At 46.0% G+C, this 22783-nt stretch carries 22 protein-coding genes; 10 read left to right on the top strand and 12 right to left on the bottom strand.

The genetic code is table 11. The features are described 5' to 3' along the window. Positions 1 to 135: 135 nt before the first annotated feature. The 6 genes from MZ182_RS11210 to rluE all read right to left on the bottom strand — a co-directional run bounded on the left by MZ182_RS11210 (position 136) and on the right by rluE (position 6127). Positions 136 to 1275, bottom strand: a complete 1140-nt coding sequence (locus tag MZ182_RS11210) for a cupin domain-containing protein (RefSeq protein ID WP_248066115.1) — start codon at positions 1273 to 1275, stop codon at positions 136 to 138. Between the two features lie 152 nt (positions 1276 to 1427). Further along, positions 1428 to 2798, bottom strand: coding sequence for an adenylosuccinate lyase (purB, locus tag MZ182_RS11205; protein ID WP_011789108.1), 1371 nt, complete (start codon positions 2796 to 2798; stop codon positions 1428 to 1430). A gap of 29 nt (positions 2799 to 2827) precedes the next feature. Beyond that, entirely contained in the window at positions 2828 to 3445 is a 618-nt protein-coding gene (gene hflD / locus MZ182_RS11200) for a high frequency lysogenization protein HflD (RefSeq protein WP_011789109.1), read from the bottom strand. 3 nt (positions 3446 to 3448) lie between these two features. Beyond that, the gene (mnmA, locus tag MZ182_RS11195; protein WP_014610717.1) at positions 3449 to 4567 is read right to left on the bottom strand and encodes a tRNA 2-thiouridine(34) synthase MnmA; all 1119 of its coding nucleotides are present in this window, start codon (positions 4565 to 4567) and stop codon (positions 3449 to 3451) included. A 212-nt stretch (positions 4568 to 4779) separates the two neighbouring features. Continuing rightward, positions 4780 to 5274 (bottom strand): NUDIX hydrolase, encoded by a 495-nt coding sequence (locus MZ182_RS11190; protein WP_011919432.1) that lies wholly within the window; start codon positions 5272 to 5274, stop codon positions 4780 to 4782. Positions 5275 to 5341: 67 nt separating this feature from the next. After that, on the bottom strand, positions 5342 to 6127 hold the full coding sequence (rluE, locus tag MZ182_RS11185) for a 23S rRNA pseudouridine(2457) synthase RluE (RefSeq protein WP_164837999.1): 786 nt from the start codon (positions 6125 to 6127) through the stop codon (positions 5342 to 5344). Positions 6128 to 6470: 343 nt separating this feature from the next. Here rluE and MZ182_RS11180 point away from each other — a divergent pair, with 343 nt between their 5' ends. After that, positions 6471 to 8696 (top strand): NADP-dependent isocitrate dehydrogenase, encoded by a 2226-nt coding sequence (locus MZ182_RS11180; RefSeq protein ID WP_248066112.1) that lies wholly within the window; start codon positions 6471 to 6473, stop codon positions 8694 to 8696. 322 nt (positions 8697 to 9018) lie between these two features. Here MZ182_RS11180 and cspD read toward each other — a convergent pair whose 3' ends face one another. Then, entirely contained in the window at positions 9019 to 9225 is a 207-nt protein-coding gene (gene cspD, locus MZ182_RS11175; RefSeq protein WP_011072576.1) for a cold shock domain-containing protein CspD, read from the bottom strand. Positions 9226 to 9418: 193 nt separating this feature from the next. Between cspD and clpS the strand changes: the two genes are divergently transcribed. Further along, positions 9419 to 9727: an ATP-dependent Clp protease adapter ClpS gene (gene clpS, locus MZ182_RS11170; protein ID WP_011789114.1), complete on the top strand. Its 309-nt coding sequence runs from the start codon at positions 9419 to 9421 to the stop codon at positions 9725 to 9727. A gap of 43 nt (positions 9728 to 9770) precedes the next feature. Further along, positions 9771 to 12038 (top strand): ATP-dependent Clp protease ATP-binding subunit ClpA, encoded by a 2268-nt coding sequence (gene clpA / locus MZ182_RS11165; RefSeq protein ID WP_248066109.1) that lies wholly within the window; start codon positions 9771 to 9773, stop codon positions 12036 to 12038. 115 nt (positions 12039 to 12153) lie between these two features. On the opposite strand, the gene infA is transcribed toward clpA, so the two are convergent. The 3 genes from infA to aat form a co-directional block, all read right to left on the bottom strand. Then, on the bottom strand, positions 12154 to 12372 hold the full coding sequence (gene infA / locus MZ182_RS11160; protein ID WP_006081934.1) for a translation initiation factor IF-1: 219 nt from the start codon (positions 12370 to 12372) through the stop codon (positions 12154 to 12156). Positions 12373 to 12463: 91 nt separating this feature from the next. Continuing rightward, positions 12464 to 13171 carry an arginyltransferase gene (locus MZ182_RS11155; RefSeq protein WP_011919430.1) on the bottom strand — a complete coding sequence of 236 codons (708 nt, stop codon included), beginning with the start codon at positions 13169 to 13171 and terminating at the stop codon, positions 12464 to 12466. After that, positions 13161 to 13871: a leucyl/phenylalanyl-tRNA--protein transferase gene (gene aat, locus MZ182_RS11150; RefSeq protein WP_248066106.1), complete on the bottom strand. Its 711-nt coding sequence runs from the start codon at positions 13869 to 13871 to the stop codon at positions 13161 to 13163. Before aat ends, MZ182_RS11155 begins: the two co-directional genes overlap by 11 nt. Positions 13872 to 13925: 54 nt before the next feature. On the opposite strand from aat, the gene MZ182_RS11145 reads away from it, so the two are divergent. Further along, the gene (locus MZ182_RS11145; RefSeq protein ID WP_011789118.1) at positions 13926 to 14396 is read left to right on the top strand and encodes a glycine zipper 2TM domain-containing protein; all 471 of its coding nucleotides are present in this window, start codon (positions 13926 to 13928) and stop codon (positions 14394 to 14396) included. Between the two features lie 43 nt (positions 14397 to 14439). Next, complete coding sequence (locus tag MZ182_RS11140; protein WP_014610710.1) at positions 14440 to 15192, top strand: Nif3-like dinuclear metal center hexameric protein; 753 nt, start codon at positions 14440 to 14442, stop codon at positions 15190 to 15192. Positions 15193 to 15253: 61 nt separating this feature from the next. Here the strand turns inward: MZ182_RS11140 and MZ182_RS11135 are convergent, their stop codons facing one another. Together MZ182_RS11135 and metG are read right to left on the bottom strand one after the other, a co-directional pair. Further along, positions 15254 to 16210 carry an AEC family transporter gene (locus tag MZ182_RS11135; RefSeq protein ID WP_248066103.1) on the bottom strand — a complete coding sequence of 319 codons (957 nt, stop codon included), beginning with the start codon at positions 16208 to 16210 and terminating at the stop codon, positions 15254 to 15256. Between the two features lie 101 nt (positions 16211 to 16311). Next, positions 16312 to 18381 (bottom strand): methionine--tRNA ligase, encoded by a 2070-nt coding sequence (gene metG, locus MZ182_RS11130; RefSeq protein ID WP_248066101.1) that lies wholly within the window; start codon positions 18379 to 18381, stop codon positions 16312 to 16314. Between the two features lie 160 nt (positions 18382 to 18541). Here metG and apbC point away from each other — a divergent pair, with 160 nt between their 5' ends. The 5 genes from apbC to mltG are packed head-to-tail and all read left to right on the top strand — an operon-like array spanning position 18542 to position 22769. Further along, entirely contained in the window at positions 18542 to 19657 is a 1116-nt protein-coding gene (apbC, locus tag MZ182_RS11125; protein ID WP_025007806.1) for an iron-sulfur cluster carrier protein ApbC, read from the top strand. An 11-nt stretch (positions 19658 to 19668) separates the two neighbouring features. Next, the gene (gene udk / locus MZ182_RS11120) at positions 19669 to 20307 is read left to right on the top strand and encodes a uridine kinase (protein ID WP_011789123.1); all 639 of its coding nucleotides are present in this window, start codon (positions 19669 to 19671) and stop codon (positions 20305 to 20307) included. Positions 20308 to 20338: 31 nt separating this feature from the next. Continuing rightward, positions 20339 to 20920 (top strand): dCTP deaminase, encoded by a 582-nt coding sequence (gene dcd, locus MZ182_RS11115; RefSeq protein ID WP_011789124.1) that lies wholly within the window; start codon positions 20339 to 20341, stop codon positions 20918 to 20920. A gap of 5 nt (positions 20921 to 20925) precedes the next feature. Continuing rightward, positions 20926 to 21735, top strand: a complete 810-nt coding sequence (gene pabC, locus MZ182_RS11110) for an aminodeoxychorismate lyase (RefSeq protein WP_248066098.1) — start codon at positions 20926 to 20928, stop codon at positions 21733 to 21735. Beyond that, the gene (mltG, locus tag MZ182_RS11105; protein ID WP_248066096.1) at positions 21732 to 22769 is read left to right on the top strand and encodes an endolytic transglycosylase MltG; all 1038 of its coding nucleotides are present in this window, start codon (positions 21732 to 21734) and stop codon (positions 22767 to 22769) included. Before pabC ends, mltG begins: the two co-directional genes overlap by 4 nt. Positions 22770 to 22783 lie beyond the last annotated feature (14 nt).

Below are 22783 nucleotides of genomic sequence, written 5' to 3'. Positions count from 1 at the left end.
TACAGTCAATTATGTTGATTGCTCAAAATAATGGCATAAATAATAAAAAGGCACTCAATTGAGTGCCTTTTTTATGTTGATGTTTTATTTAGGCTTTATATTAAGAACAAGGTTATCGAACAAAGTCGATAGGGCCTATTCTTCGCTGCCGCTCAAGTAATAGAAACCTTGATTGATGAGTTTCAACAGTAAGGCTTGGACTTCTTCATGCTGACATATTTTAGTCGCTTCATCGGCGTTTAAGCTGACGTTATCGCTCAACTGTGCGATAACATCCGCTGGTGTTTGGGGCAGTTCGTGTACATCACCATTGATGAATAATCGCGGCGTGGCGTCATTTTCAAGGCGCAATACTTTCAAACCGCCGATACGGCTGACGCCAGCACCTTGGGCGAAGGCATCTTGCAAATCTTCTATGTTGTAAGCTTCTTCGCCTTCACACAAATCAAGCTCGAAACGGTTTTGACTAAGCAACTTACCTAACACGATTTGGTAGCTATTGGGATCTTGGCTCAGCTGACTCAAGAGTGACATTATGCCCACTTGATGATCTTGGCTGACGATACCCGCTGAACTCGGTTCCGTTTGCGACGTGAAACGCTGCTGACCTAAGTTATTATCGAGCAAATAATCGGCGACTTCACTGACCAATTCTTGCTGGCTAGGAGCGCGGAAACCAATCGAGTAACTCATTGCCACAGTTAGGGTTTCGCCGCAGTGTGGGAAACCAGGTGGAATATAAAGCATGTCGCCTTTTTCTAACACTACATCGATAATGGGCGTAAAGTCTTCAACCAGCGGTGAGTTTGGATTGCCACCGCGGCGTTGTTGCGGAGTATTGTCACCCACAGTCCAGCGACGCTCACCTTCGCCTTGAATGATAAACACATCGTAGTTATCGACGTGAGGCCCAACACCGCCACTTGGGGTTGCAAATGAGGCCATCAAGTCATCGAAGCGCCAGTCAGGTAAAAAGCGCAGCGCTTCAACTAATGGCTGCGAATCGGGATACCAATGGTTGACTGCTTGCACTAATAACTGCCAATGGGTTTCGCCATAGCAGTCGTAATCTTCAAACGGACCTTGCACTACTTCCCAATCATTGTCTTTGGTGACAACGATGCGTGAAGAGATTTCTTCTTCACAGGCAAGGCCTGCTAGTTCGTCGGCGCTGATTGGATCTTCAAACTGCGGAAATGCTTTTTTGATCAACAGGGGTTTCTTTTGCCAGTATTCATTAAGAAACTGGGCTATATCGAGATTGAGTGTATACATAGTGTTAAAAAAGGCGACCACATCGCGGTGATGTGGGTCGCCTTAATCCTTATTTCTGTTTAAGAAAGAGTCTTGTTCGTCGCCAACTTCAGTTAATAACTAATTTCAGTCAATAGCTTACTATTAGTTAATCGCCAATTTTAATTAATAACTTACTTCAGTTCGTCGACAAACGTTTCGGCGCGACCAATGTAATTGGCTGGCGTCATTTTCTTCAGTTCAGCTTTCACTGAGTCTGGTAATTCAAGTCCGTCAATAAATACTGACAGTTGCTGCGCGTCGATACGTTTACCGCGCGTCAGTTCTTTTAATTTTTCGTATGGCTTTTCAATACCATAACGACGCATTACCGTTTGTACGGGTTCTGCTAACACTTCCCAGTTGTGATCTAACTCATCACGCAGATGCGCTTCGTTAACTTCTAACTTGCTGATGCCCTTTAAGGTCGCTTGATACGCGATCAATGCATGGGCAATACCCACACCTAGGTTACGCAGTACAGTCGAGTCAGTTAAGTCACGTTGCCATCTTGAAACTGGTAGCTTAGAGGCTAAGTGTTGCATCAGTGCGTTAGCGATACCTAAGTTACCTTCAGAATTTTCAAAATCGATGGGGTTAACTTTGTGCGGCATAGTCGATGAACCGATTTCACCGGCGATAGTGCGTTGTTTGAAGTGACCTAGGGCGATGTAACCCCAAATATCACGGTCAAAGTCAATCAGCACAGTGTTGAAACGGGCAACCGCATCAAACAATTCGGCAATGTAATCGTGTGGCTCGATTTGCGTCGTGTAGGCATTCCAGTTAAGGCCAAGGCTTGTTACAAAACGCTCAGACAGTTCATGCCAGTTCACTTCTGGATAGGCTGACAGGTGAGCATTGTAGTTACCTACGGCACCGTTCAGTTTGCCCATGATTTCAACATTGGCGATTTGTTTGATTTGACGTTCAAGGCGCACTGCGACGTTCGCCATTTCTTTACCGAGCGTCGAAGGTGACGCGGGTTGGCCATGGGTACGTGACATTAATGGCACAGAGCGATATTCAATCGCCAGCTTTTTAATTGCCGTCAGCAACTCGTTGCAGTAGGGCAGTAAGACTTGCTCACGGGCTTCAGTCAACATTAAACCGTGGCTTAAGTTGTTGATATCTTCGGAAGTACAAGCAAAGTGAACAAACTCACCCACAGCAGCTAATTCGGCATTGCCCGCGATTTTTTCTTTGATGAAGTATTCAACCGCTTTCACATCGTGGTTAGTGGTGCTTTCGATAGCCTTAACACGCAGCGCATCTTGTTCGTTGAAATTATCTTTAATGCCATCGAGCACGGCGATAGCTGACTCGCTTAGCGGTGGTACTTCGATGATTTCTGGGCAATCGGCTAACAGTTTTAACCAATTGATTTCAACCTGAACACGGTACTTGGTAAGACCGAACTCGCTGAAAATCCCTCTCAATGACGCGGTTTTACTACCATAACGGCCGTCTACCGGAGAGATAGCAGTTAGTGCGGAAAGATCCATGTGTAGCTCCTTGATGAACGCTAATTTTATTATAGGGTAAGACTTTTCTTGGCTGTATCGACTATGGCTTTGCGGGCGAAGACTAAGTGTCGACGTTTACCGCCCAACTGACGCCACAGTACTGCGCTGCGTATAGCGGCAAGCAACAGAGCACGAATTTTATGTTGTACGATAGGGCGCTGCAAACACACGGGATTACCCGATATTTGGATTTTGGGCCCTAAATTACTGATGATGTCACTGTAAATGCTGGCAAGATTGGCAACGACTTGCTCATCTGTGATGGCAAAATGATGTAGCTGGCGATTCACTTGATTAATACGTTCAGCCAACATGCCTAAGCCACTGTTAGAGCGCACGAGTTTACGCTCAAGCGCAAGCACGCCTACTAAATAACGGGTAATTTCAACATCTTTTTGGCTGCTGTCACCGAGCTGATTCAGGATCAGCTTATAGCCTTTTTGCAATACGATTTTGTCCGGGTAAACATCGGCCGTATTGTCAGGATTGGTGACGAGAATGGTGTTTAAGCTTGCCGCGAGTTCGGCATTATCCAATTCGCCATGGCGCGCTAAATGTTGAACTTGGGCAATGGCTTGCAGTATGCCTGCAAACGCCATAGTCCGATTAATGAGTTGCTCGTTCACGCTTTACCCTCGGATTAATTGATCGATAATGCCGCCACCTAGGCAGACTTCACCATCATAAAATACCGCAGATTGTCCAGGCGTCACCGCCGCTACAGGTTCATCGAAGACCACACGCAAGGTGTGTTCATCTGTGTAGGTTAATGTGCAAGGCACATCTTGTTGGCGATAACGGGTTTTGACGGTGATATGACAACCATCGACAGGCCCAGTTCTATCCACCCAATGCAGTTGGTTAACTGTCATGCCGGTCGACATCAAACGGGGATGGTGTCCGCCTTGCCCCACGATCAATACGTTACGCTCAAGATCTTTATCGACCACATACCAAGGATCGTCATTGCTATTTTTCATGCCGCCAATGCCTAGCCCTTTACGTTGGCCTAAGGTGTGGTACATGAGTCCTTGGTGTGTGCCTATGACTTCGCCTTCAGGGGTTTCGATATTGCCAGGCTGCGCCGGTAAATAAGTCCCTAGAAATTCAGTGAACTTGCGCTCACCGATAAAGCAGATGCCAGTACTGTCTTTTTTATCATGGGTGATTAAGCCCATTTCTTTCGCTATTTCACGCACTTGATGTTTTTCAAGCTCACCGACAGGGAACAGGCTACGTGCCACTTGCTCGTGGCTTAAGGTGTAGAGGAAATAACTTTGATCTTTATTGCCATCAACGCCGCGGAGCATTTGCGTACTGCCGTCGCTATTGTCGCGACGGCGAACATAGTGGCCCATGGCGATGTAATCGGCGTCGAGGATTTCATCGGCAAATTCTAAAAATGCCTTAAACTTGATTTCTTTGTTGCACATAATATCGGGATTTGGCGTGCGGCCCGCTTTGTATTCGGCGAGGAAATACTCAAATACATTGTCCCAATATTCAGCAGCAAAGTTGACTGTGTGTAGCTTGATCCCGAGCTTGTCGCACACGGCTTGGGCATCTTTTAAATCTTCAGCGGCGGCGCAGTACTCGTTGTTGTCATCTTCTTCCCAGTTCTTCATGAAAAGGCCTTCAACCTGATAGCCTTGCTGCATAAGCAAATAGGCTGAAACAGATGAATCTACACCGCCGGACATGCCGACAATGACTTTTTTTCCTGTATGAGTGGGTTCGATTGATGTCATAAATCCTAAAAACCATTGAGTATGTGTGTTGGCTAGGCACTTGAGGTAGGGAATTGCGCATCACCCAAGTAGTAATATGACCTAGCTTAAAATTTGTATATTGCGTAAACGATTTTCCCCGCAAGGAGAGCGTGTAAATGGCTCGAATGGTAGCCTAATTTCCTGAACATCCTAAGCTAACTCATTGCGGATTTACGCGGCGGCGTATTCTATCACGCCTTGCTCTTTGGGGCTATCGTGAGACGAACGCTATTGAGTAAGTCTAGGGGATAAACCGAGCTCTGCTGCAGGTGGCGTCGATAGTCTTTGAGGCAATCGAGCACTAAGGGACTGCGCAGTAAAGATAGCTTGGCTTCTATCTGTGCAAAACTCAGCCAGTGCGCACTGTGGATCGCTTTATCCTGCGGCGCAGGTGAGGGCATATCATCTAACTGCACGAAAAAAGTAAAGCGCACAAAGGCTAAGTCTTCACTGGCGCTAAATTGATAGATGCCGACGAGCCCTTGGGCTTTGAGTGATAACCCCGTTTCTTCAAACACTTCGCGCTCACAGGCTTGGATCAAGCTTTCATTCGCTTCTAAGTGACCTGCGGGTTGATTAAAGCGTTGCTCGCCTTCAATCCACTCTTCTACCATCAGATATTTGTCCTGTGAAGTCGCATGGATAATACAAGCGACGGTCACATTGGGTTTATATCGTTGACTCATGGTACCTCCTTTGAGTGGACATGGTGCCACTTTTTAGTGGTGTTGAACGCAGAAACTTGGCTGAAATTTAGACTTCATCACCGAGACGAATGCATTTGTGCTCACCCGATGGCAAATTATCTAGACTCCATTGGCCTATTTTATAACGGATTAATCTTAAGGTCGGAAAACCGATATGCGCTGTCATGCGTCTGACTTGGCGGTTACGACCTTCATGTATTTGGATTTCTAGCCAAGTTGTTGGGATATTTTTGCGCTCTCTTACCGGTGGATTACGTGGCCAAATATCGGGTGAATCCATAATTTTGACTTTAGCTGGTAGCGTTATACCATCATTTAATTCAACACCTTGGCGCAGTTTTGTCAGGGCATCTTCTGTCGGAACGCCTTCTACTTGCACCCAATAGGTTTTAAAGGTTTTCTTTTTCGGCTCTGTCAGCCTTGCCTGTAATTGACCGTCATTAGTTAGCAGCAATAAGCCCTCACTGTCTCTGTCTAAGCGGCCAGCGGCATACACATCAGCAATCGGGATATAGTCTTTTAGGGTTTTGCGACCTTGTTCATCGGTAAACTGGCAAAGTACATCAAAAGGCTTATTAAACAGTACAATAATCGGTGCGAGCGTTTGGCTCTGCACTGGTTTTGCTGCCGCAATTGCGCGTCGATTAGGATTTTTAAAGGGTTCTTTCTTTAAACTGCCATTGGCATTTCGTGCTGGCGTCACTTTGCTATCTACGGCAGTAGCGCGGTTGGCAGGGCCTCTGCTGGCGTGCTTCGCGGGTTTAATCGGGCTCTTGGCTGGGGAACTGGTGCTGGAATTGGCACCTTTAGGTGGAAACTTGTTTTTGGTCATACTTTTGCTAACAGGAGGTTGAGACACGCTTACCTGACTTGATTGAGTCGTTAATGTGGTCATAGTGTACTTGGCATTCGCCGTTAGTGGAATTTGAATATTATTGCGAATGCTCTATGATGTCGGCCAGAAAATGTGATCTGTGCCTAAATGTTTATTAGGTTTTAATGAGTCGTTGTAACAAATTTTAGCTTGCGCGCAAAGACAGAAGGGCATTGAGAATTTTAAAGGTGAGGGCGTGGTCGATTGCCTTGATTGATATTTTCCCTGTGCTCAGATTTGTTTGCCATGCTATAAAATTATTATAAAAAATATTAAATTTTACAATAATGTAGGATGTAACATGAAAGATAACTCATCAACAATTATTTACACTGAAACAGATGAAGCGCCAGCACTGGCCACCCTCTCACTCTTACCTATTATCAGAACGTTTACCGACGCCGCGGGTGTTGCGGTTGAAACCCGTGATATCTCGTTATCGGGCCGTATTATTGCCAGTTTCCCTGAGCAACTGACCGAAGCACAAAAGATTGGCGACCATCTGACAGAGCTTGGCGAGTTAGCGAATCAGCCAGAAGCGAACATCATCAAGTTACCGAATATCAGTGCTTCAATTCCACAATTAAAAGCCTGTATCCTTGAACTGCAACAAAAAGGTTACGACATTCCTAATTATCCGGATGAGCCAAAAACCGACGCTGAAAAGTCAATTAAAACCCGTTACGACAAGATCAAAGGCAGTGCGGTAAACCCAGTACTGCGTGAAGGTAACTCAGATCGCCGCGCCCCATTATCGGTGAAAAACTTCGCCAAGAAAAACCCGCATTCCATGGGGAAATGGGCCAAAGATTCCAAGTCACATGTGGCTCACATGACTGACGGCGATTTCTACGGCAGCGAGCAGTCTGTCACTTTATCTGATGCGGGCAGCGTGAATATCGTGCTGACCCAAAAAGATGGTCAAGAAGTGGTGCTCAAGTCGGGTCTTAAGCTGCTGGCTGGCGAAATTATCGATGCTGCGGTATTGAGTAAAAAAGCCTTAGTGAGCTTCTATGAGCGTGAAATCGAAAACGCTAAAGCTGAAGATGTGCTGTTATCGCTGCATCTCAAAGCCACTATGATGAAAGTGTCTGATCCTATTATGTTTGGTCACGCAGTGAAGGTATTCTTTAAGCCAGTATTTGACAAACATGCGGCGCTTTTCGCTGAATTAGGCGTAGATGTTAACAACGGTTTTGGGGATGTTTATGCCAAAATCGCGACTTTGCCAGCAGATACCCGTGCAGAAGTCGAAGCCGATATCGCCGCCGTTTATGCTGCACGCCCTGCATTGGCTATGGTCGATTCTGATAAAGGTATCACCAATTTACACGTGCCAAGCGACATCATTATCGATGCGTCTATGCCTGCTGCGATTCGTTCATCTGGCCAAATGTGGGGACCAGACGGTCAACTGCATGACACTAAAGCCATGATCCCAGATCGTTGCTATGCCGGTATCTACCAAGAAACGATTGCTTTTTGTAAAGAGCACGGCGCTTTCGATCCTAAAACCATGGGCAGTGTGCCCAACGTGGGCTTGATGGCGCAAAAAGCGGAAGAATATGGTAGCCACGACAAGACGTTTGAAATTCCTGCTGACGGTGTGGTCAACGTTGTTGATGCCAGCGGTAAGGTATTGATGAGCCATAACGTGGAAGCGGGCGATATCTGGAGAATGTGTCAAGTTAAAGACGCACCTATCCGTGATTGGGTCAAACTGGCCGTGCGCCGTGCCCGTTTAAGCAATACTCCTGCGGTATTTTGGTTAGATAGCAAACGTGCCCACGATGCACAAATCATTGCTAAAGTGCAGCAGTATCTGCCAGAGCATGATACTGATGGCTTAGAGATCAGCATTATGTCTCCTGAAGAGGCAACGCGTTTCTCTTTGGCTCGCATCAAAGAAGGCAAAGATACGATTTCAGTTACGGGTAACGTTTTACGTGACTACCTGACTGACTTGTTCCCCATCCTTGAGCTAGGCACCAGTGCCAAAATGCTGTCAATCGTTCCATTAATGAACGGCGGCGGTTTATTTGAAACAGGTGCGGGCGGTAGTGCACCTAAACACGTGCAACAGCTTGAGAAAGAAGGTCACTTACGTTGGGATTCGCTCGGTGAATTCTTGGCTCTGGCGGCGTCTCTTGAGCATTTAAGTCAAACCGTAGGCAATCCAAAAGCGCAAGTGCTTGCAGATACCTTAGATCAAGCCATAGGCCAATTCTTAGATAGCAACAAATCGCCATCAAGAAGAGTCGGTGAGCTGGATAACCGTGGCAGCCATTTCTACTTAGCCATGTACTGGGCACAAGCCTTAGCAGCGCAAACGGGCGATGAGCAACTACAAGCTCACTTTATTCCTTTGGCTCATGCGCTGGCTGCGAATGAGCCAGTCATTGTGGCTGAATTAGCAAATGCACAAGGTGCGCCTGTCGATTTAGGCGGTTATTACCGTTTAGATGCGGCTAAGGCTGAAAAAGCCATGCGCCCAAGCGAGACGTTAAACAAACTGTTGATTGCTTAATTTCGCTAGTTATCACTTTTAGATGGTGTGCGCGTCAGTGTGGGCCATCTAAGCTGATGTGAATTTGTAAGTCATTAGACTGATTTAAAAAAGGATCTGCATTGCAGATCCTTTTTTATACCCTAAATTTGCTGCCGAGAGATCGATGATAAAATCTTTTTGCTGGGATGCAATGGGTGATGTGCGGTGATTGAACTTGAATTAAATTCATGCGAAATGATGATGAGCGATGCAGCATTAAGTGGTGAGAATTTATGAAACACGCAGCAATAAAAAGGCAGGGACAAGTCCCTGCCTTTTAGATCATTGGCCTCACCAAACGTTATTTTGTTGGTGAAATGGCTGAAGCGTGCATCCCTTTTGGACCTTGCTCTACTTCAAATTGAACGGGTTGGCCTGCTTTTAGAGTTCTATAGCCTTCCATTTCAATGGTAGAATAGTGTGCAAAAACGTCCTCACCACCTTGATCAGGGCAAATAAACCCGAATCCTTTGGCGTTGTTGAACCATTTAACAGTTCCGCTTGCCATACTTCCACTTCCTTCTGTTGTCTACTTACCAGTAAGATAGTAAAACCTGTATAGACGGGTTTTGCTCACCGTCTGAACTACAGAATGTAAGGAGTAAATGCGGAAGTCAAGCTAAAATTAACAAAGGGGCAACAACTGATTAATTTGAACATATCAATTGGAAGAGGCCAACACGAGAGGCTAGTATTAAAAAATGGGTAAGACAGGAAATATTGAACACGTTGAAGAACGTGTCGAATCAGAGTTGATGCCACCATCAATGTATAAGGTGATCCTCAATAATGATGACTACACTCCAATGGATTTTGTGATTGAAGTTTTGCAGGTTTTCTTTCGCAAGAACGAGCAGGAAGCGACCGATATCATGTTGACGATCCATCACCAAGGAAAAGGAATTTGCGGTATTTTCCCTTTTGGGATTGCAGAAACTAAGGTGATACAAGTAAATCAATTTGCAAGACAAAACCAACATCCGTTACTGTGTTCGTTAGAGAAAGCATAAAACCGCTTTACTCTGTAGTCTGTTGTTAATTTTGGGGGTGCTTATGCTGAACAAAGATCTGGAAGTCACCTTAAATCTGGCGTTTCAGCAAGCCAGAGACGCGCGTCACGAGTATATGACAGTGGAACATCTGTTATTAGCTCTCATCGACAATCCAGCGGCTCAAGAAGCGTTAATCGCCTGTGGAGCGAATCTAGATAAACTCAGAGATGAAGTGGCAAGCTTTATCCAACAAACAACCCCAATCATTGCCGATATTGATGATGACAAAGAAACTCAGCCGACGCTTGGGTTCCAGCGAGTCCTGCAACGGGCAGTATTCCATGTGCAGTCATCGGGCCGCAATGAAGTGAACGGCGCTAATGTGTTAGTCGCCATTTTCAGTGAGCAAGAATCCCAAGCCGTATATTTACTGCGCCGTTGTGATATTAGTCGCCTAGACGTAGTGAATTTTATTTCCCATGGTTTCGCCAAAAATGATGATGCTGAGTCACATCAAGATCAAGAACGCATAGAAGATCAAAGTGAAGGCAGTGAAGAACGCAGCATGCTGTCGCAATTTGCGGCCAACTTAAACCAACTTGCAAAGCAAGGGATTATTGATCCACTGATTGGCCGCGATCAGGAAATTGAGCGCGCGATTCAAACCCTGTGCCGTCGCCGTAAAAATAATCCACTGTTAGTGGGTGAGGCGGGTGTGGGAAAAACGGCGATTGCCGAAGGGCTGGCGTATCGGATTGTGAATAAACAAGTGCCCGATGTAATGCTTGAAGCCACGGTATATTCCTTGGATTTAGGTTCATTGCTTGCAGGCACTAAGTATCGCGGCGACTTTGAAAAACGCTTTAAGAACCTGTTAAAAGAACTGGCGGCGGATAAGCATGCCATCCTATTCATCGATGAGATCCATACCATTATCGGTGCGGGCGCGGCCTCTGGCGGCGTAATGGATGCCTCTAATCTACTGAAACCTTTGCTATCTAGCGGTAATTTGCGCTGCATGGGCTCGACGACTTTCCAAGAATATCAAAGTATTTTTGAGAAAGACCGTGCGCTGGCACGTCGTTTCCAAAAGGTGGATATTAATGAGCCTTCAGTGGAAGAAACCACTAAGATTTTGATGGGGCTTAAGTCTAAATACGAAGAATATCATGGCGTTCGTTATACTCAGGCCGCGATTAGCAGCGCTGCAGTATTATCGGCTAAGCACATTAATGACAGACATTTACCCGATAAAGCTATCGATGTGATCGATGAAGCGGGGGCTCGTATGGTGATGTTGCCTATGAGCAAGCGTAAAAAGACCATTGGCCAAGCCGAAATTGAGTCCATTGTAGCTAAAATGGCGCGCATCCCTGAGAAGTCAGTATCTGCCACAGATAAGGACTTACTGCGTAATCTTGAGCGTAACCTTAAGATGGTGGTCTTTGGTCAAGATAAAGCCATTGAGACCTTAAGCTCAGCCATTCGTTTATCGCGAAGTGGTTTAGGCACAGATAAAAAACCTGTCGGCAGTTTCTTATTCGCCGGTCCCACCGGTGTAGGTAAAACCGAGGTTACCAATCAACTGGCTACCTGTTTAGGGATGAAACTGGTGCGCTTTGATATGTCGGAGTACATGGAAAGCCACACAGTGTCACGCTTAATTGGGGCACCTCCAGGTTATGTGGGTTATGACCAAGGTGGATTGCTGACAGATGCTGTGATTAAAAATCCGCACTGTGTCGTGCTATTGGATGAAATTGAGAAGGCCCACCGTGATGTCTATAACTTGCTGTTGCAGGTGATGGACCACGGCACTTTGACCGATAATAATGGTCGTAAGGCTGACTTCAGACACGTGACTTTGGTGATGACCACTAACGCGGGGGTACAGGAGACTATTCGTAAGTCGATTGGCTTTACCCAGCAAGATCATACCCAAGATGCGTTATCTGAAATTAATCGAGTATTTTCGCCAGAATTTCGAAATCGTCTCGATTCCATCATTTGGTTCAACCATTTGGATATGACGATTATTGCCAAAGTGGTCGATAAATTCTTGGTGGAATTACAGGCTCAGTTGGATGCAAAACACGTCATCTTGGACGTCAGCGACGAAGCCAGAACCTTACTCGCCGAGAAAGGCTACGATAAGAACATGGGCGCGCGTCCAATGGCTCGGGTCGTGACCGAATTGATCAAACGTCCATTAGCGGATGAGATTTTATTTGGTGCCTTAGAGTCGGGTGGTGTGGCTTACGTGGATGTTACAGAGGGTGAAATTGCTATTCGCACAGAGCGTCATGAAAAAGTGGCTTCTAAGGCTTAACTCGGCCTAAAGGTGAGTTTTATCCATAAAAATGGCTGCAATTGCAGCCATTTTTCTTATCTTTCGCCAACAAAAAAACCCGGCCTTGCCGGGTTTTTAAATTTATGAGGCTATATCAGCGTGCGCGGAAGACAATACGACCTTTGGTCAGATCATAAGGAGTCAACTGGACGGTAACTTTATCGCCAGTGAGGATCCGGATGTAGTTTTTGCGCATTTTGCCTGAAATGTGGGCTATCACCACATGACCATTTTCAAGCTCTACACGAAACATTGTGTTTGGCAAGGTTTCAAGGATAGTGCCTTGCATTTCAATGTTGTCTTCTTTCGCCATTAATTAATTATCCCATTAGCCTTCGAATATAAAAAACGGGCGTATCATGCCCCAAATTCACCTTGCTGTAAAGGGGAAGTACTTAGCAAACTTAGGAATACTCCCACCCTTGGGGGGTTAGAATTTGATAAGGGCGATATAAACGCTTATAGGACATTTTGCGGTTTGCATCTATTTGATATCCGAGATAAAGGAATTCTTTTCTTTGTAATTTTGCAAGTCGGCATTGAATTAAAATCAGCAGCACGCCGAGTGAACGATGGGCTTCATCAGGATCAAAATAGCTGTAAATGGCTGAGAGGCTGTTCGGTAACGTATCAGTCACAGCAACCGCGATCAGTTTATTATTGGCATAGACTTCGATGAAAGTAGGGGGTAACCAATGGCAAAATAAGAACTGCTCATATTGTTCCTTACTCGGAGGAAACATCGGGCCGTCAAAGTGCCGTTGACGGATATAGCGCTCATAAAGTGTGTATTGCTCATCGGTCTGGCTAGATGTGATGCGCCACGTTAAATCGCGATTATTAGCCAATGTACGCTTTTGTCGTTTGGACGGTATAAACTCCCGAACGGGTAATCGGATTGGTTGACATGCGCTACATCGAGGACAGCGGGGTTTATAGATAGCGCTACCACTGCGGCGAAAACCAATAGCTAATAAACGCTCAAATAAAATGGGATCGAGAGTCTCCTCTTGGATAACGAGCAATTGCTCCTGCTGATCCTCGAGGTAGCTACAGGGGAAAATTTGGCTGATACCGATAGCTATCGGTGTTTTATTGGCGTTAGAGTTCAAGGAACACCTCACTGGGTATCCAAGCATCTGGATGCACTTTTTTGTCCCTAAATTGGGTCAGTAATTCAATAAAATGAGTTCGTTTAATCGCCTTTGCTCCCAAGCTTTCTAGATGTGGGTTCATTACCTGAGCATCAATCAGTTTAAATCCCCTTTTGATTAAATGTTGTTGTAATACCACTATTGCCGCTTTTGAGGCATTGGTTTGGCGGTGAAACATCGATTCACCACAAAACACTTGCCCTATGGCTAAACCATAAAGGCCGCCAATTAATTGCTCACCTTCCCATACCTCAATAGAATGTGCATGGCCATTTTGATGTAATTCACGGTAAGCCATTTGAATCTCATCGGTTATCCAAGTGCCATTTTGCTTTGGACGTGGCTCGGTACATCCTGCCATCACAGAAGTAAAGGCATGATTGATGGTGAAATGCCATGGCTGTTTTTTTAGATACTTGCATAAACTTGTACTGATACGGATTTTACCGGGCATAAATATTGCGCGGGGATCGGGTGACCACCAAAGAATAGGATCATCGGCATTAAACCAAGGGAAAATTCCGTTATAATAAGCGGTCAGTAAGCGTTCTGGACGTAAGTCACCGCCAATCGCCAGTAATCCATTGGGATCCGTTAAGGCGAGTTCGGGTGAAGGAAAAGCTTCAAATTCGTGATTCAGAAAAGACAGTGACTTCACAATTGCGTATGATTCAGTAATAAACCCTTCTACTAAGTTAGCGGAAATTCGGATATGTGGAAACCTACTCTAGCAAGCTTTATGTTTATTTTTGCCTTTCTATTAACTCCTGCCAATGCAGCCTACGACCGCAATCAAGCCGTCCCTGTAGAGAAAGTCCTCTATGGTGATGTCACCTCTGTGCGCAATATCACAGAAACTCAGCTTATCGAAGACAGAAACCAAGGTTGGAAAACCTTTGGTGGTGCATTAGTTGGTGGGGTGATTGGCCATCAGTTTGGTGGCGGTTCAGGCCGCGATGTAGCAACAATTTTAGGCGCTCTTATCGGCGGCGGTATTGGTAATCGTTATGGCAGTGGTACGAGTGTGCAATCGTTTAAGCTGGTGGAATTGATGATCAATCAAGAAGATGGCACCCAAGTTATGGTTATCCAAGATTATGATCCCGGAATGGTATTTAATGCGGGTGACCGAGTGCGAGTCGTATACCTTCAAGGTGGTGTTCGCATTGACTTAGCCATGTAGGTTGAGACAATCATCTTTAACAATTAATGCATGTGGTGATGACATGACACGGACAGAATTGGGTCAATATTTAGCAGACTTTTTACGGGTAGCCGCATTTAAGGATTACGCACCTAACGGATTACAAGTAGAAGGTAAGAACGAGATCCACACGATAGTGACGGGTGTGACGGCTTGCCAAGCCTTGATCGATGAAGCTATTCGATTAAAGGCCGATGCGATTTTGGTTCATCACGGTTTTTTTTGGAAGAATGAACCCGAGGTTATTACGGGGATGAAACAGCGTCGTATTAAGGCACTGCTCCAGCACGATATTAGCTTGTTTGGTTATCATCTACCTTTAGATGCTCACCCAATGCTCGGCAATAATGCCACTTTGGGCAGACAACTTGGGATAGTCGACGCCGAAGCCATCGAAGAGGTGGCTCAGGGCCTCCTGTGGCGTGGCAAACTCGATTTACCTGTCAGTGCTAGCGAATTTACAAATACCCTTGAGAATGCCTTAGGTCGAGCGCCACTGCATATCGGTGATAGCGATGCCAAGATCCAATATTTAGCTTGGTGCACGGGCGGTGCGCAGGATTATATCGATGTGGCGGCAAGTCTGGGCGTGGATGCGTTTATCAGTGGTGAAGTATCCGAACGTACTTTCCATAGCGCAGTAGAGCAGGGCATACATTATTATGCGGCGGGTCACCATGCGACTGAGCGTTTCGGCATTGAAGCCCTAGGGCGTCATCTCGCCCGTGAATTTAATTTAGTGCACCATTTTGTGGATATCACCAACCCTGTTTAACGGCATCGCAGCCATTAGAATTCATTAAGTTTAAAGGCGAGCATAGCTCGCCTTTGTATTATTAAATCAGCCCTAAAGTAGACAGGATAAAAATGCCTAAGGTGCAGGTAAGCAGCGAGCAAACGGTGGTGAGTGCGATTATATTAGCCGCAAGCGTGGCATTTCCGCCCATGGCCCGCGCCATCACATAACTTGCGGCCGCCGTGGGCGCTGCACTCATCAAAAACACTAAGGCAAGTTCCACTCCGCGATAGCTAAGCATCAAGGCCCCTAGGGTGATAAACAGTGGGGCAAAGATAAGTTTTAAGGCGGTCGAGAACCAAGTGGAATACTTTTCATGTCTGAGTGAGCCAATATCCAGTGAACCACCAGTGCAAAGTAGCGCTAATGGCAGGGTCATATTGGCAAAGTATTGTCCCGCATCGAGGACCATTTTCGGTACAGGAATCGCGAGCAGGTAAAACAACATGCCAAGGATAATGGCGATAATTAGCGGATTTTTGGTGATGGTTTTTATGATCACCGCAAAAGCGCGGCGGCTGGATTCCTCACCCCTCGGGCTTAAGCAAATCACGGCTTGAATATTATAGAGTAGCGTCATCGACGCCACGTAAACTGCGGCTAAGGCAACCCCAGACTCTCCATAGGCGTTAGAGACATAGGCTAAGCCGATAATCGCAGTATTGGCCCTAAATCCTCCTTGAATAATTACGCCTTGATCCTTTGGCTCAGGGAAAAATCGTTTCGTCGCGTAGGTCGAAAGGATAAAAAACAACAGATTGGCCAATAGGCCGTAGCCAATTAAGGGGGCACTGGCGGCAAGATCGTGATGTGAGCTAATAATGCTTAAAAACAATAGCGCGGGCAGCGTGACATTAAAGACGAGTTTTGATGCGACATCGATAAAGTTTTCATTGATGACTTGGGTGCGTTTTAGGATCACCCCGAGGGCTAACATCAAACAGATCGGACCCGTTATTGAGGCAGAAAACAACAACTGCTCAATGATATTGCCCATAACTTCTCCCCGAATAATTTCACTCGTAGTCTCAATAAATAAGGCCGCACTGAATGCGGCCTTACTTTTTGGGCGTCATCTTGTGCGGATTCTTGTGCGGATTATTTAACTCGCATACCCGGCTGTGCGCCTTCATGGGGCTCTAAAATCCACAGGTCACTACCACCTGGGCCTGCGGCCAAAACCATACCTTCTGACATGCCAAAACGCATCTTACGCGGTGCAAGGTTTGCAACCATTACCGTCAGCTTGCCTTCAAGATCTTCTGGCGAATAGGCCGATTTGATCCCTGCAAACACTTGGCGCGTTTCGCCGCCGATATCGAGCTGTAACTTTAGCAGTTTGTCGGCTTCGGCCACATGCTCGGCTTTGACGATGCGAGCGATACGTAGGTCGATTTTAGCAAAATCATCAAAGTTGATGGTTTCACTGATAGGATCGTCAACCAGCGGCTCACTGCTGACATTAGATGATTCAACGGTTTTTTCAGGTTTTGCCGTCTTTGGTACATCGGCCGTGACTTGCAGGTTTTCCTTAGAGTCGGCCACCATAGCGTTGACTTTGTCTAACTCAACACGTTGCATCATGGCTTTGAATGGCGAGATTTCATGGCCCGCCATATCTTGGGCTAAGCCATCCCATGTTAAGGTCTGTTGGAAGAAGGCTTCAACGTCTTGGGCTAAACGTGGCAATACAGGTTTGAGATACGTCACGAGAATACGGAACAGATTCAAGGCGTTTGAACACACTTGGTGCGCCGCTTCCTGTTGATCGTCCTGTTTCACCATTTGCCAAGGCGCCGCATCGGCCACAAAACCGTTGGCGATGTCCGCTAATGCCATGATTTCACGCATCGCTTTACCGTATTCACGGGTCTCATAAAACTCGGCGATTTGTTCTTGCTTGGCTAAAAACGCCTCGGTCAGTGTAGTATCAGCAATTTTCGCGAGCTTGCCATCGAAACGCTTAGTGATAAAACCCGCAGTGCGAGATGCGAGGTTGACTAACTTACCAACCAGATCTGAGTTTACGCGCTGGGCGAAGTCTTCGAGATTTAAATCTAAATCGTCGATACGGCTGCTGAGTTTTGCGGCGTAGTAGTAACGTAGATATTCAGGATCTAAATGATCTAAATAAGTACGCGCCTTGATGAAAGTGCCTTTGGATTTCGACATTTTTGCGCCATTGACTGTCACATAGCCGTGGGCATAGACGCTGTTTGGCTGGCGGTAACCTGAGCCGTGCAGCATAGCGGGCCAGAACAGGCTGTGGAAGTAAACGATGTCTTTACCGATAAAGTGGTAAACCTCGGCCTTAGAATCCTTCGCCCAAAATTCATCGAAGCTGAGTTCAGGGCGTTTGTCACAGAGGTTTTTGAATGAGCCCATATAACCGATAGGTGCATCTAGCCAAACGTAGAAATATTTGCCAGATGCATCGGGAATTTCAAAACCAAAATAGGGGGCATCACGGGTGATATCCCATTGTTGTAAGCCTTGCTCGAACCATTCGTCGAGTTTGTTGGCCATTTCTGTTTGCAGAGCGCCAGAGCGAGTCCACTCTTTTAGCATGCCTTCAAAGGCGGGTAAGTCGAAGAAGAAGTGCTCAGTGTCTTTCATCACAGGCGTAGCACCAGAGACGGCCGATTTCGGGTTAATCAGCTCAGTTGGGCTATATGTCGCACCGCAGGCATCACAGTTATCGCCGTATTGATCGGGTGATTTACACTTAGGGCAGGTGCCTTTAACGAAGCGGTCCGGCAGGAACATCGATTTTTCAGGATCGAACAACTGAGAAATGCTCTTGCTCTTGATATAGCCATTAGCACGCAGTTTTAAGTAAATATCACTCGCCAGTACGCGGTTTTCGTCACTGTGGGTGCTGTGATAATTATCGAAGGCGATATTAAAATCGGCGAAATCCTGCTGATGCTCTTTGTTCACTTGAGCAATCATCTCTTCAGGCGCTAGGCCTAATTGTTGCGCTTTGAGCATAATTGGCGTGCCGTGGGCGTCATCGGCGCAAATATAGTGGCACTCATGTCCACGAAGCTTTTGGTAACGCGACCAGATATCCGTCTGGATGTATTCCAGCATATGACCTAAATGAATCGGTCCGTTCGCGTAGGGAAGTGCGCTGGTCACGAGAATTTTACGTTGTGAAGTTGCCATCTTGTCTCAAATATCGTGGTGGGCCAAAAATAATGGTAGAGATACTAACCGATTACAGGATGATTTTCATCAAAACGTGAGCCAATTGAGCTAAATCTGCACTAATGTTTTTGTCATTATCTGGTACACTTGGGCAAATTTATTGGTGGGGGTAATGCTTTTGTCTTCAACTCAGACTGATTATCGTTTAAATGACGATCTTCTTGGGCCTGTTCTGGCCATTCTCGATGCATATATCGACCCGTATTTAGCTAAAGGGTTAGTGAGCGCTGGATGCGTGAATAAATTGGCGATAGAAGGCAAGCGTTTGCAGCTTGGCTTAGTCTATCCATATCCTTGTATGACACAGTATCGCGATACTGTGATGGCACTGACCAACAAACTTGCTGTGCTTGATGCCATTGATGAAGTCGAATGTGAAATCGATTTTCAACCTAAGGTCTATTCTGCGTTATCGTCTATTGCGCCTATCGCAAATGTGAAGCAAGTGATTGCTGTCGCTTCAGGCAAAGGCGGTGTGGGTAAATCAACCACGGCGGTGAACTTGGCTTTAGCACTTGCGGCAGAAGGCGCGCAGGTCGGTATCCTCGATGCCGATATTTATGGCCCGTCAGTACCGTTAATGCTAGGCATTCCGAATTTCAGACCCGTTTCACCGGATGGCAAGCATATGACTGCGGCCAGTGCCCATGGGATTGCCGCGCAATCAATTGGTTTTATGTTAAGTGGTGATGAAGCTGCCGTGTGGCGAGGCCCAATGGCCGCGGGCGCGTTAGCACAACTACTCAATGAAACCCAATGGCCTGAATTAGATTACTTAGTGATCGATATGCCGCCAGGTACAGGGGATATTCAACTCACGCTATCGCAAAAAGTGCCTGTCAGTGGTGCCGTTATTGTGACTACACCTCAAGATATCGCGCTGGCCGATGCCAAGAAAGGCATCACAATGTTCCAGAAAGTGAATATTCCAGTGTTAGGCATTGTGGAGAATATGAGTTTCCATTTATGCCCCGAGTGCGGTCACAAAGAACATCCTTTTGGTACGCACGGCGGCAGTAAAATGGCCGAGCGTTATCAGGTTCCTTTATTAGGCGCTTTGCCACTGCATATTAATATCCGTGAAGCAATGGATGTGGGAGCACCAACGGTTGTAGCCGATCCCGACAGTGAAGTGGCAGGTCTTTATCGGGAAATTGCCCGTAAAGTGGGTGCAGAGTTGGCCCTTAAACAGAGTCAAAAAACAGTTTCTATTAGCGTATCAGATGATGAGTAAGGTTTAAGGGTATGAATTCTCAGCAGTGTGTCATTATTGCAATTGCTGGCGCGTCAGCATCGGGCAAAAGTTTGATTGCCAAAACGATTTTTGACGAGTTGCGTCGTGATTTAGGCACAGATCAAATAGGGGTAATTAATGAAGATGCGTATTACCGCGATCAGAGTCATTTATCCATGGATGAACGGGTATTAACCAACTACGACCATCCAAAAGCACTAGACCATCAACTGCTATGCACGCATTTACAGTTGTTAAAGTCTGGTGAAGCTGTAGATATCCCTTGTTATAGCTATACAGAGCATACTCGCACGGCTGATACGGTAACAATGACACCTAAAAAGGTGATTATTTTAGAAGGCATTCTGCTATTAACCGATCCTAAATTACGTGAACTGATGGATGCCAGCGTGTTTATGGACACGCCGCTGGATATTTGTTTTTTACGTCGCTTAACTCGTGATGTGGCAGAACGTGGTCGTACGATGGAATCTGTTATTTCGCAGTACAAAAAAACCGTGCGTCCGATGTTCTTACAGTTTATTGAACCTTCGAAACAATACGCCGATATTATCGTGCCTCGTGGCGGTAAGAATCGTATTGCGACCGATATTTTAAAAACTCGTATTCAGCACTTATTGGCAAAATAACGACATAAAAACTTAGGGAGTAATAGGTAAGATGCGCTTAACTGATATCGAAATTGAACAGGCTCTTGATAACGGCACAATCGTAATAGAACCTCGTCCTAGTATTGATGCCATTTCTGGTGTGAGTGTGGATGTACGTTTAGGTGGACAATTTCGCGTCTTTAAAGATCATACCGCACCTTTTATCGACTTAAGTGGTCCGAGTGGAGAAATGCAGGCAGCGCTTGACCGGGTGATGAGTGAGATTATCGAAATCCCTGATGGCGAAGCCTTTTTTCTTCATCCTGGTGAATTAGCCCTCGCGGTGACTTACGAGAGTGTAACGCTGCCTGCGGACATTGTCGGTTGGCTTGATGGTCGTTCATCACTGGCGCGTTTAGGCCTGATGGTACATGTGACTGCGCACCGTATCGATCCGGGCTGGCAGGGTAAAATTGTGCTCGAGTTTTACAATAGCGGTAAATTACCCTTGGCTTTGCGCCCCCGGATGACCATAGGTGCGTTAAATTTTGAGCGTTTAAGTGGCCCAGTGGCACGTCCCTATAACACCCGTAAAAATGCCAAGTATAAAGATCAACAAGAAGCGGTCGCTAGCCGCATAAGTCAGGACTAACATCCGTGATTTGGGTGAATGGTGTGTTGCAGGGGAGTATTGATCCTTCCGATCGGGGACTTACTTACGGTGATGGTCTGTTTGCAACCATGCGAACGAGCCATGATGGTATTTTATTTTTAAATGCACACCAATCACGCTTAACCGATGGCGCCGCAAGACTTGGTTTTGAATGGCGCATGGGCAGTGCGCTTTATCAGCAACTTGAGGATTTGGCCAGACAGTATCCCCATCATTGTATTAAACTTTTGGTTTCAAGAGGTGTTGGTGGGAGAGGTTATACACCACCACAGGCGGTGAATGTGACTGAAGTGGTCTCTGTGCATCCGATTCCTAGCCATTATGCACATTGGCAAAAAAACGGTATCAACCTTAAAACATCCCCTGTTCGCCTAGGTATACAGCCATTATTGGCAGGGATTAAACACCTTAATCGTCTTGAACAAGTATTGATAAAAGCACAGCTTTTGCCGAGTAACGTCGATGATTGGTTAGTCTTAGATACTGAGGCGAAGGTGATTGAATCTTCGATGGCAAATATCTTTTTTCTCAAAGACAATGAGGTTATTACGCCATCCTTAGCCCAATGTGGTGTGTCTGGCGTGATGCGTGAGCAGGTGATTAATGCCTTGCTCGAACAACAGTTCAATATTCAATGTTTGCCATTTGGCGCCGAGCGTTTAGGGGAGTTTGACTCGGCATTTATCACTAACAGTGTTTTAGGTGTTGTGGATGTACTGGCGATAGATTCGCTTAAGTTCACTCGATCCCCTATAACCGCCAACCTTAGACAGACACTTTCACTCACACTATGAAAAAACTGATCCTGATTGCCAGTTCAACTCTACTTACCTTACTGACATTAGTTTGTTTAGTGGGTTACTGGGGTTATCAAACTATTGTTGATTATAGTAATACACCATTGAACCTTGTTGAGCCTAAAGAGCTCACCATTGCACGAGGCACCAGTGTTAACCAACTTGCACAGCAGTTAGCCGATGACGGCGTTATTCAAGACACATGGAAACTTAAATGGTTACTTAAGTTTCGCCCAGAGCTTGCCAAGATTCGTACAGGCCTTTATGAAATGTCGTCCTCACAAACCGTGACGGACTTACTCAACGACCTAGTGGCAGGTAAAGTCAAAATCTTCAGCATTACTTTAGTTGAAGGTAAAACCATTGCTGAGTGGGAACAACAGCTAGCAAGCGCACCACATTTACAAGTGACTCCCAAAGTATTTACTGCAGTATTAACAGAGCAGGAGGATGATTCCACTTTGCCAGAAGGTAAATTCTTCCCCGATACCTACCATTATACCGCCGAGGCGGATGCTAAAGTCATGCTGACTCAAAGTTATAAAATGATGGAGCAGGAGCTTGCTAAAGCGTGGGCGGAACGGGCGCCTAATTTGCCGTTAAAATCGCCCTATGAAATGCTGATTTTGGCATCGATAGTCGAAAAGGAAACAGGCCAAGCCCATGAGCGTGAGCAAATCGCCGGTGTATTTGTTAATCGTCTTAATCTAGGTATGCGTCTGCAAACCGATCCGACGGTGATTTACGGTATGGGCGATCGCTATAAGGGCAATATTACCCGCAAGGATTTAGTCGAAGAGACACCTTTTAATACCTATCGTATCTTTGGCTTACCGCCAACACCGATAGCTGCACCGAGTAAAGCATCCCTGATGGCAGTGTCAAAGCCTGCGAGTGTGAGTTACCTTTATTTTGTATCGCGCAACGATGGCACCCATGTGTTCTCAACCACACTAGAAGAACACAACCATGCTGTAGACATATATCAGCGTAAGATAAAACCGGCGCCCCCAGAAAAATCACCAAAGTAAAAATGCAGAGAAAG

The organism is Shewanella sp. JNE2 (assembly GCF_023159115.1).
Taxonomy (GTDB): domain Bacteria; phylum Pseudomonadota; class Gammaproteobacteria; order Enterobacterales; family Shewanellaceae; genus Shewanella; species Shewanella putrefaciens.
Note: the sequence above shows the minus strand (reverse complement) of the source record. Positions and strands in the feature narration are given on the sequence as shown.

Bases quoted from the DNA above. Each gene is read 5' to 3' on its own strand.
- rluE (WP_164837999.1), bottom strand. From the start codon at position 6,127: ATGACCAAAAACAAGTTTCCACCTAAAGGTGCCAATTCCAGCACCAGT.
- dcd (WP_011789124.1), top strand. From the start codon at position 20,339: ATGCGCTTAACTGATATCGAAATTGAACAGGCTCTTGATAACGGCACA.
- MZ182_RS11210 (WP_248066115.1), bottom strand. From the start codon at position 1,275: ATGTATACACTCAATCTCGATATAGCCCAGTTTCTTAATGAATACTGG.
- mnmA (WP_014610717.1), bottom strand. From the start codon at position 4,567: ATGACATCAATCGAACCCACTCATACAGGAAAAAAAGTCATTGTCGGC.
- clpA (WP_248066109.1), top strand. From the start codon at position 9,771: ATGCTGAACAAAGATCTGGAAGTCACCTTAAATCTGGCGTTTCAGCAA.
- mltG (WP_248066096.1), top strand. From the start codon at position 21,732: ATGAAAAAACTGATCCTGATTGCCAGTTCAACTCTACTTACCTTACTG.
- MZ182_RS11180 (WP_248066112.1), top strand. From the start codon at position 6,471: ATGAAAGATAACTCATCAACAATTATTTACACTGAAACAGATGAAGCG.
- MZ182_RS11190 (WP_011919432.1), bottom strand. From the start codon at position 5,274: ATGAGTCAACGATATAAACCCAATGTGACCGTCGCTTGTATTATCCAT.
- infA (WP_006081934.1), bottom strand. From the start codon at position 12,372: ATGGCGAAAGAAGACAACATTGAAATGCAAGGCACTATCCTTGAAACC.
- clpS (WP_011789114.1), top strand. From the start codon at position 9,419: ATGGGTAAGACAGGAAATATTGAACACGTTGAAGAACGTGTCGAATCA.
- metG (WP_248066101.1), bottom strand. From the start codon at position 18,381: ATGGCAACTTCACAACGTAAAATTCTCGTGACCAGCGCACTTCCCTAC.
- purB (WP_011789108.1), bottom strand. From the start codon at position 2,798: ATGGATCTTTCCGCACTAACTGCTATCTCTCCGGTAGACGGCCGTTAT.
- MZ182_RS11145 (WP_011789118.1), top strand. From the start codon at position 13,926: ATGTGGAAACCTACTCTAGCAAGCTTTATGTTTATTTTTGCCTTTCTA.
- cspD (WP_011072576.1), bottom strand. From the start codon at position 9,225: ATGGCAAGCGGAACTGTTAAATGGTTCAACAACGCCAAAGGATTCGGG.
- udk (WP_011789123.1), top strand. From the start codon at position 19,669: ATGAATTCTCAGCAGTGTGTCATTATTGCAATTGCTGGCGCGTCAGCA.
- MZ182_RS11140 (WP_014610710.1), top strand. From the start codon at position 14,440: ATGACACGGACAGAATTGGGTCAATATTTAGCAGACTTTTTACGGGTA.
- MZ182_RS11135 (WP_248066103.1), bottom strand. From the start codon at position 16,210: ATGGGCAATATCATTGAGCAGTTGTTGTTTTCTGCCTCAATAACGGGT.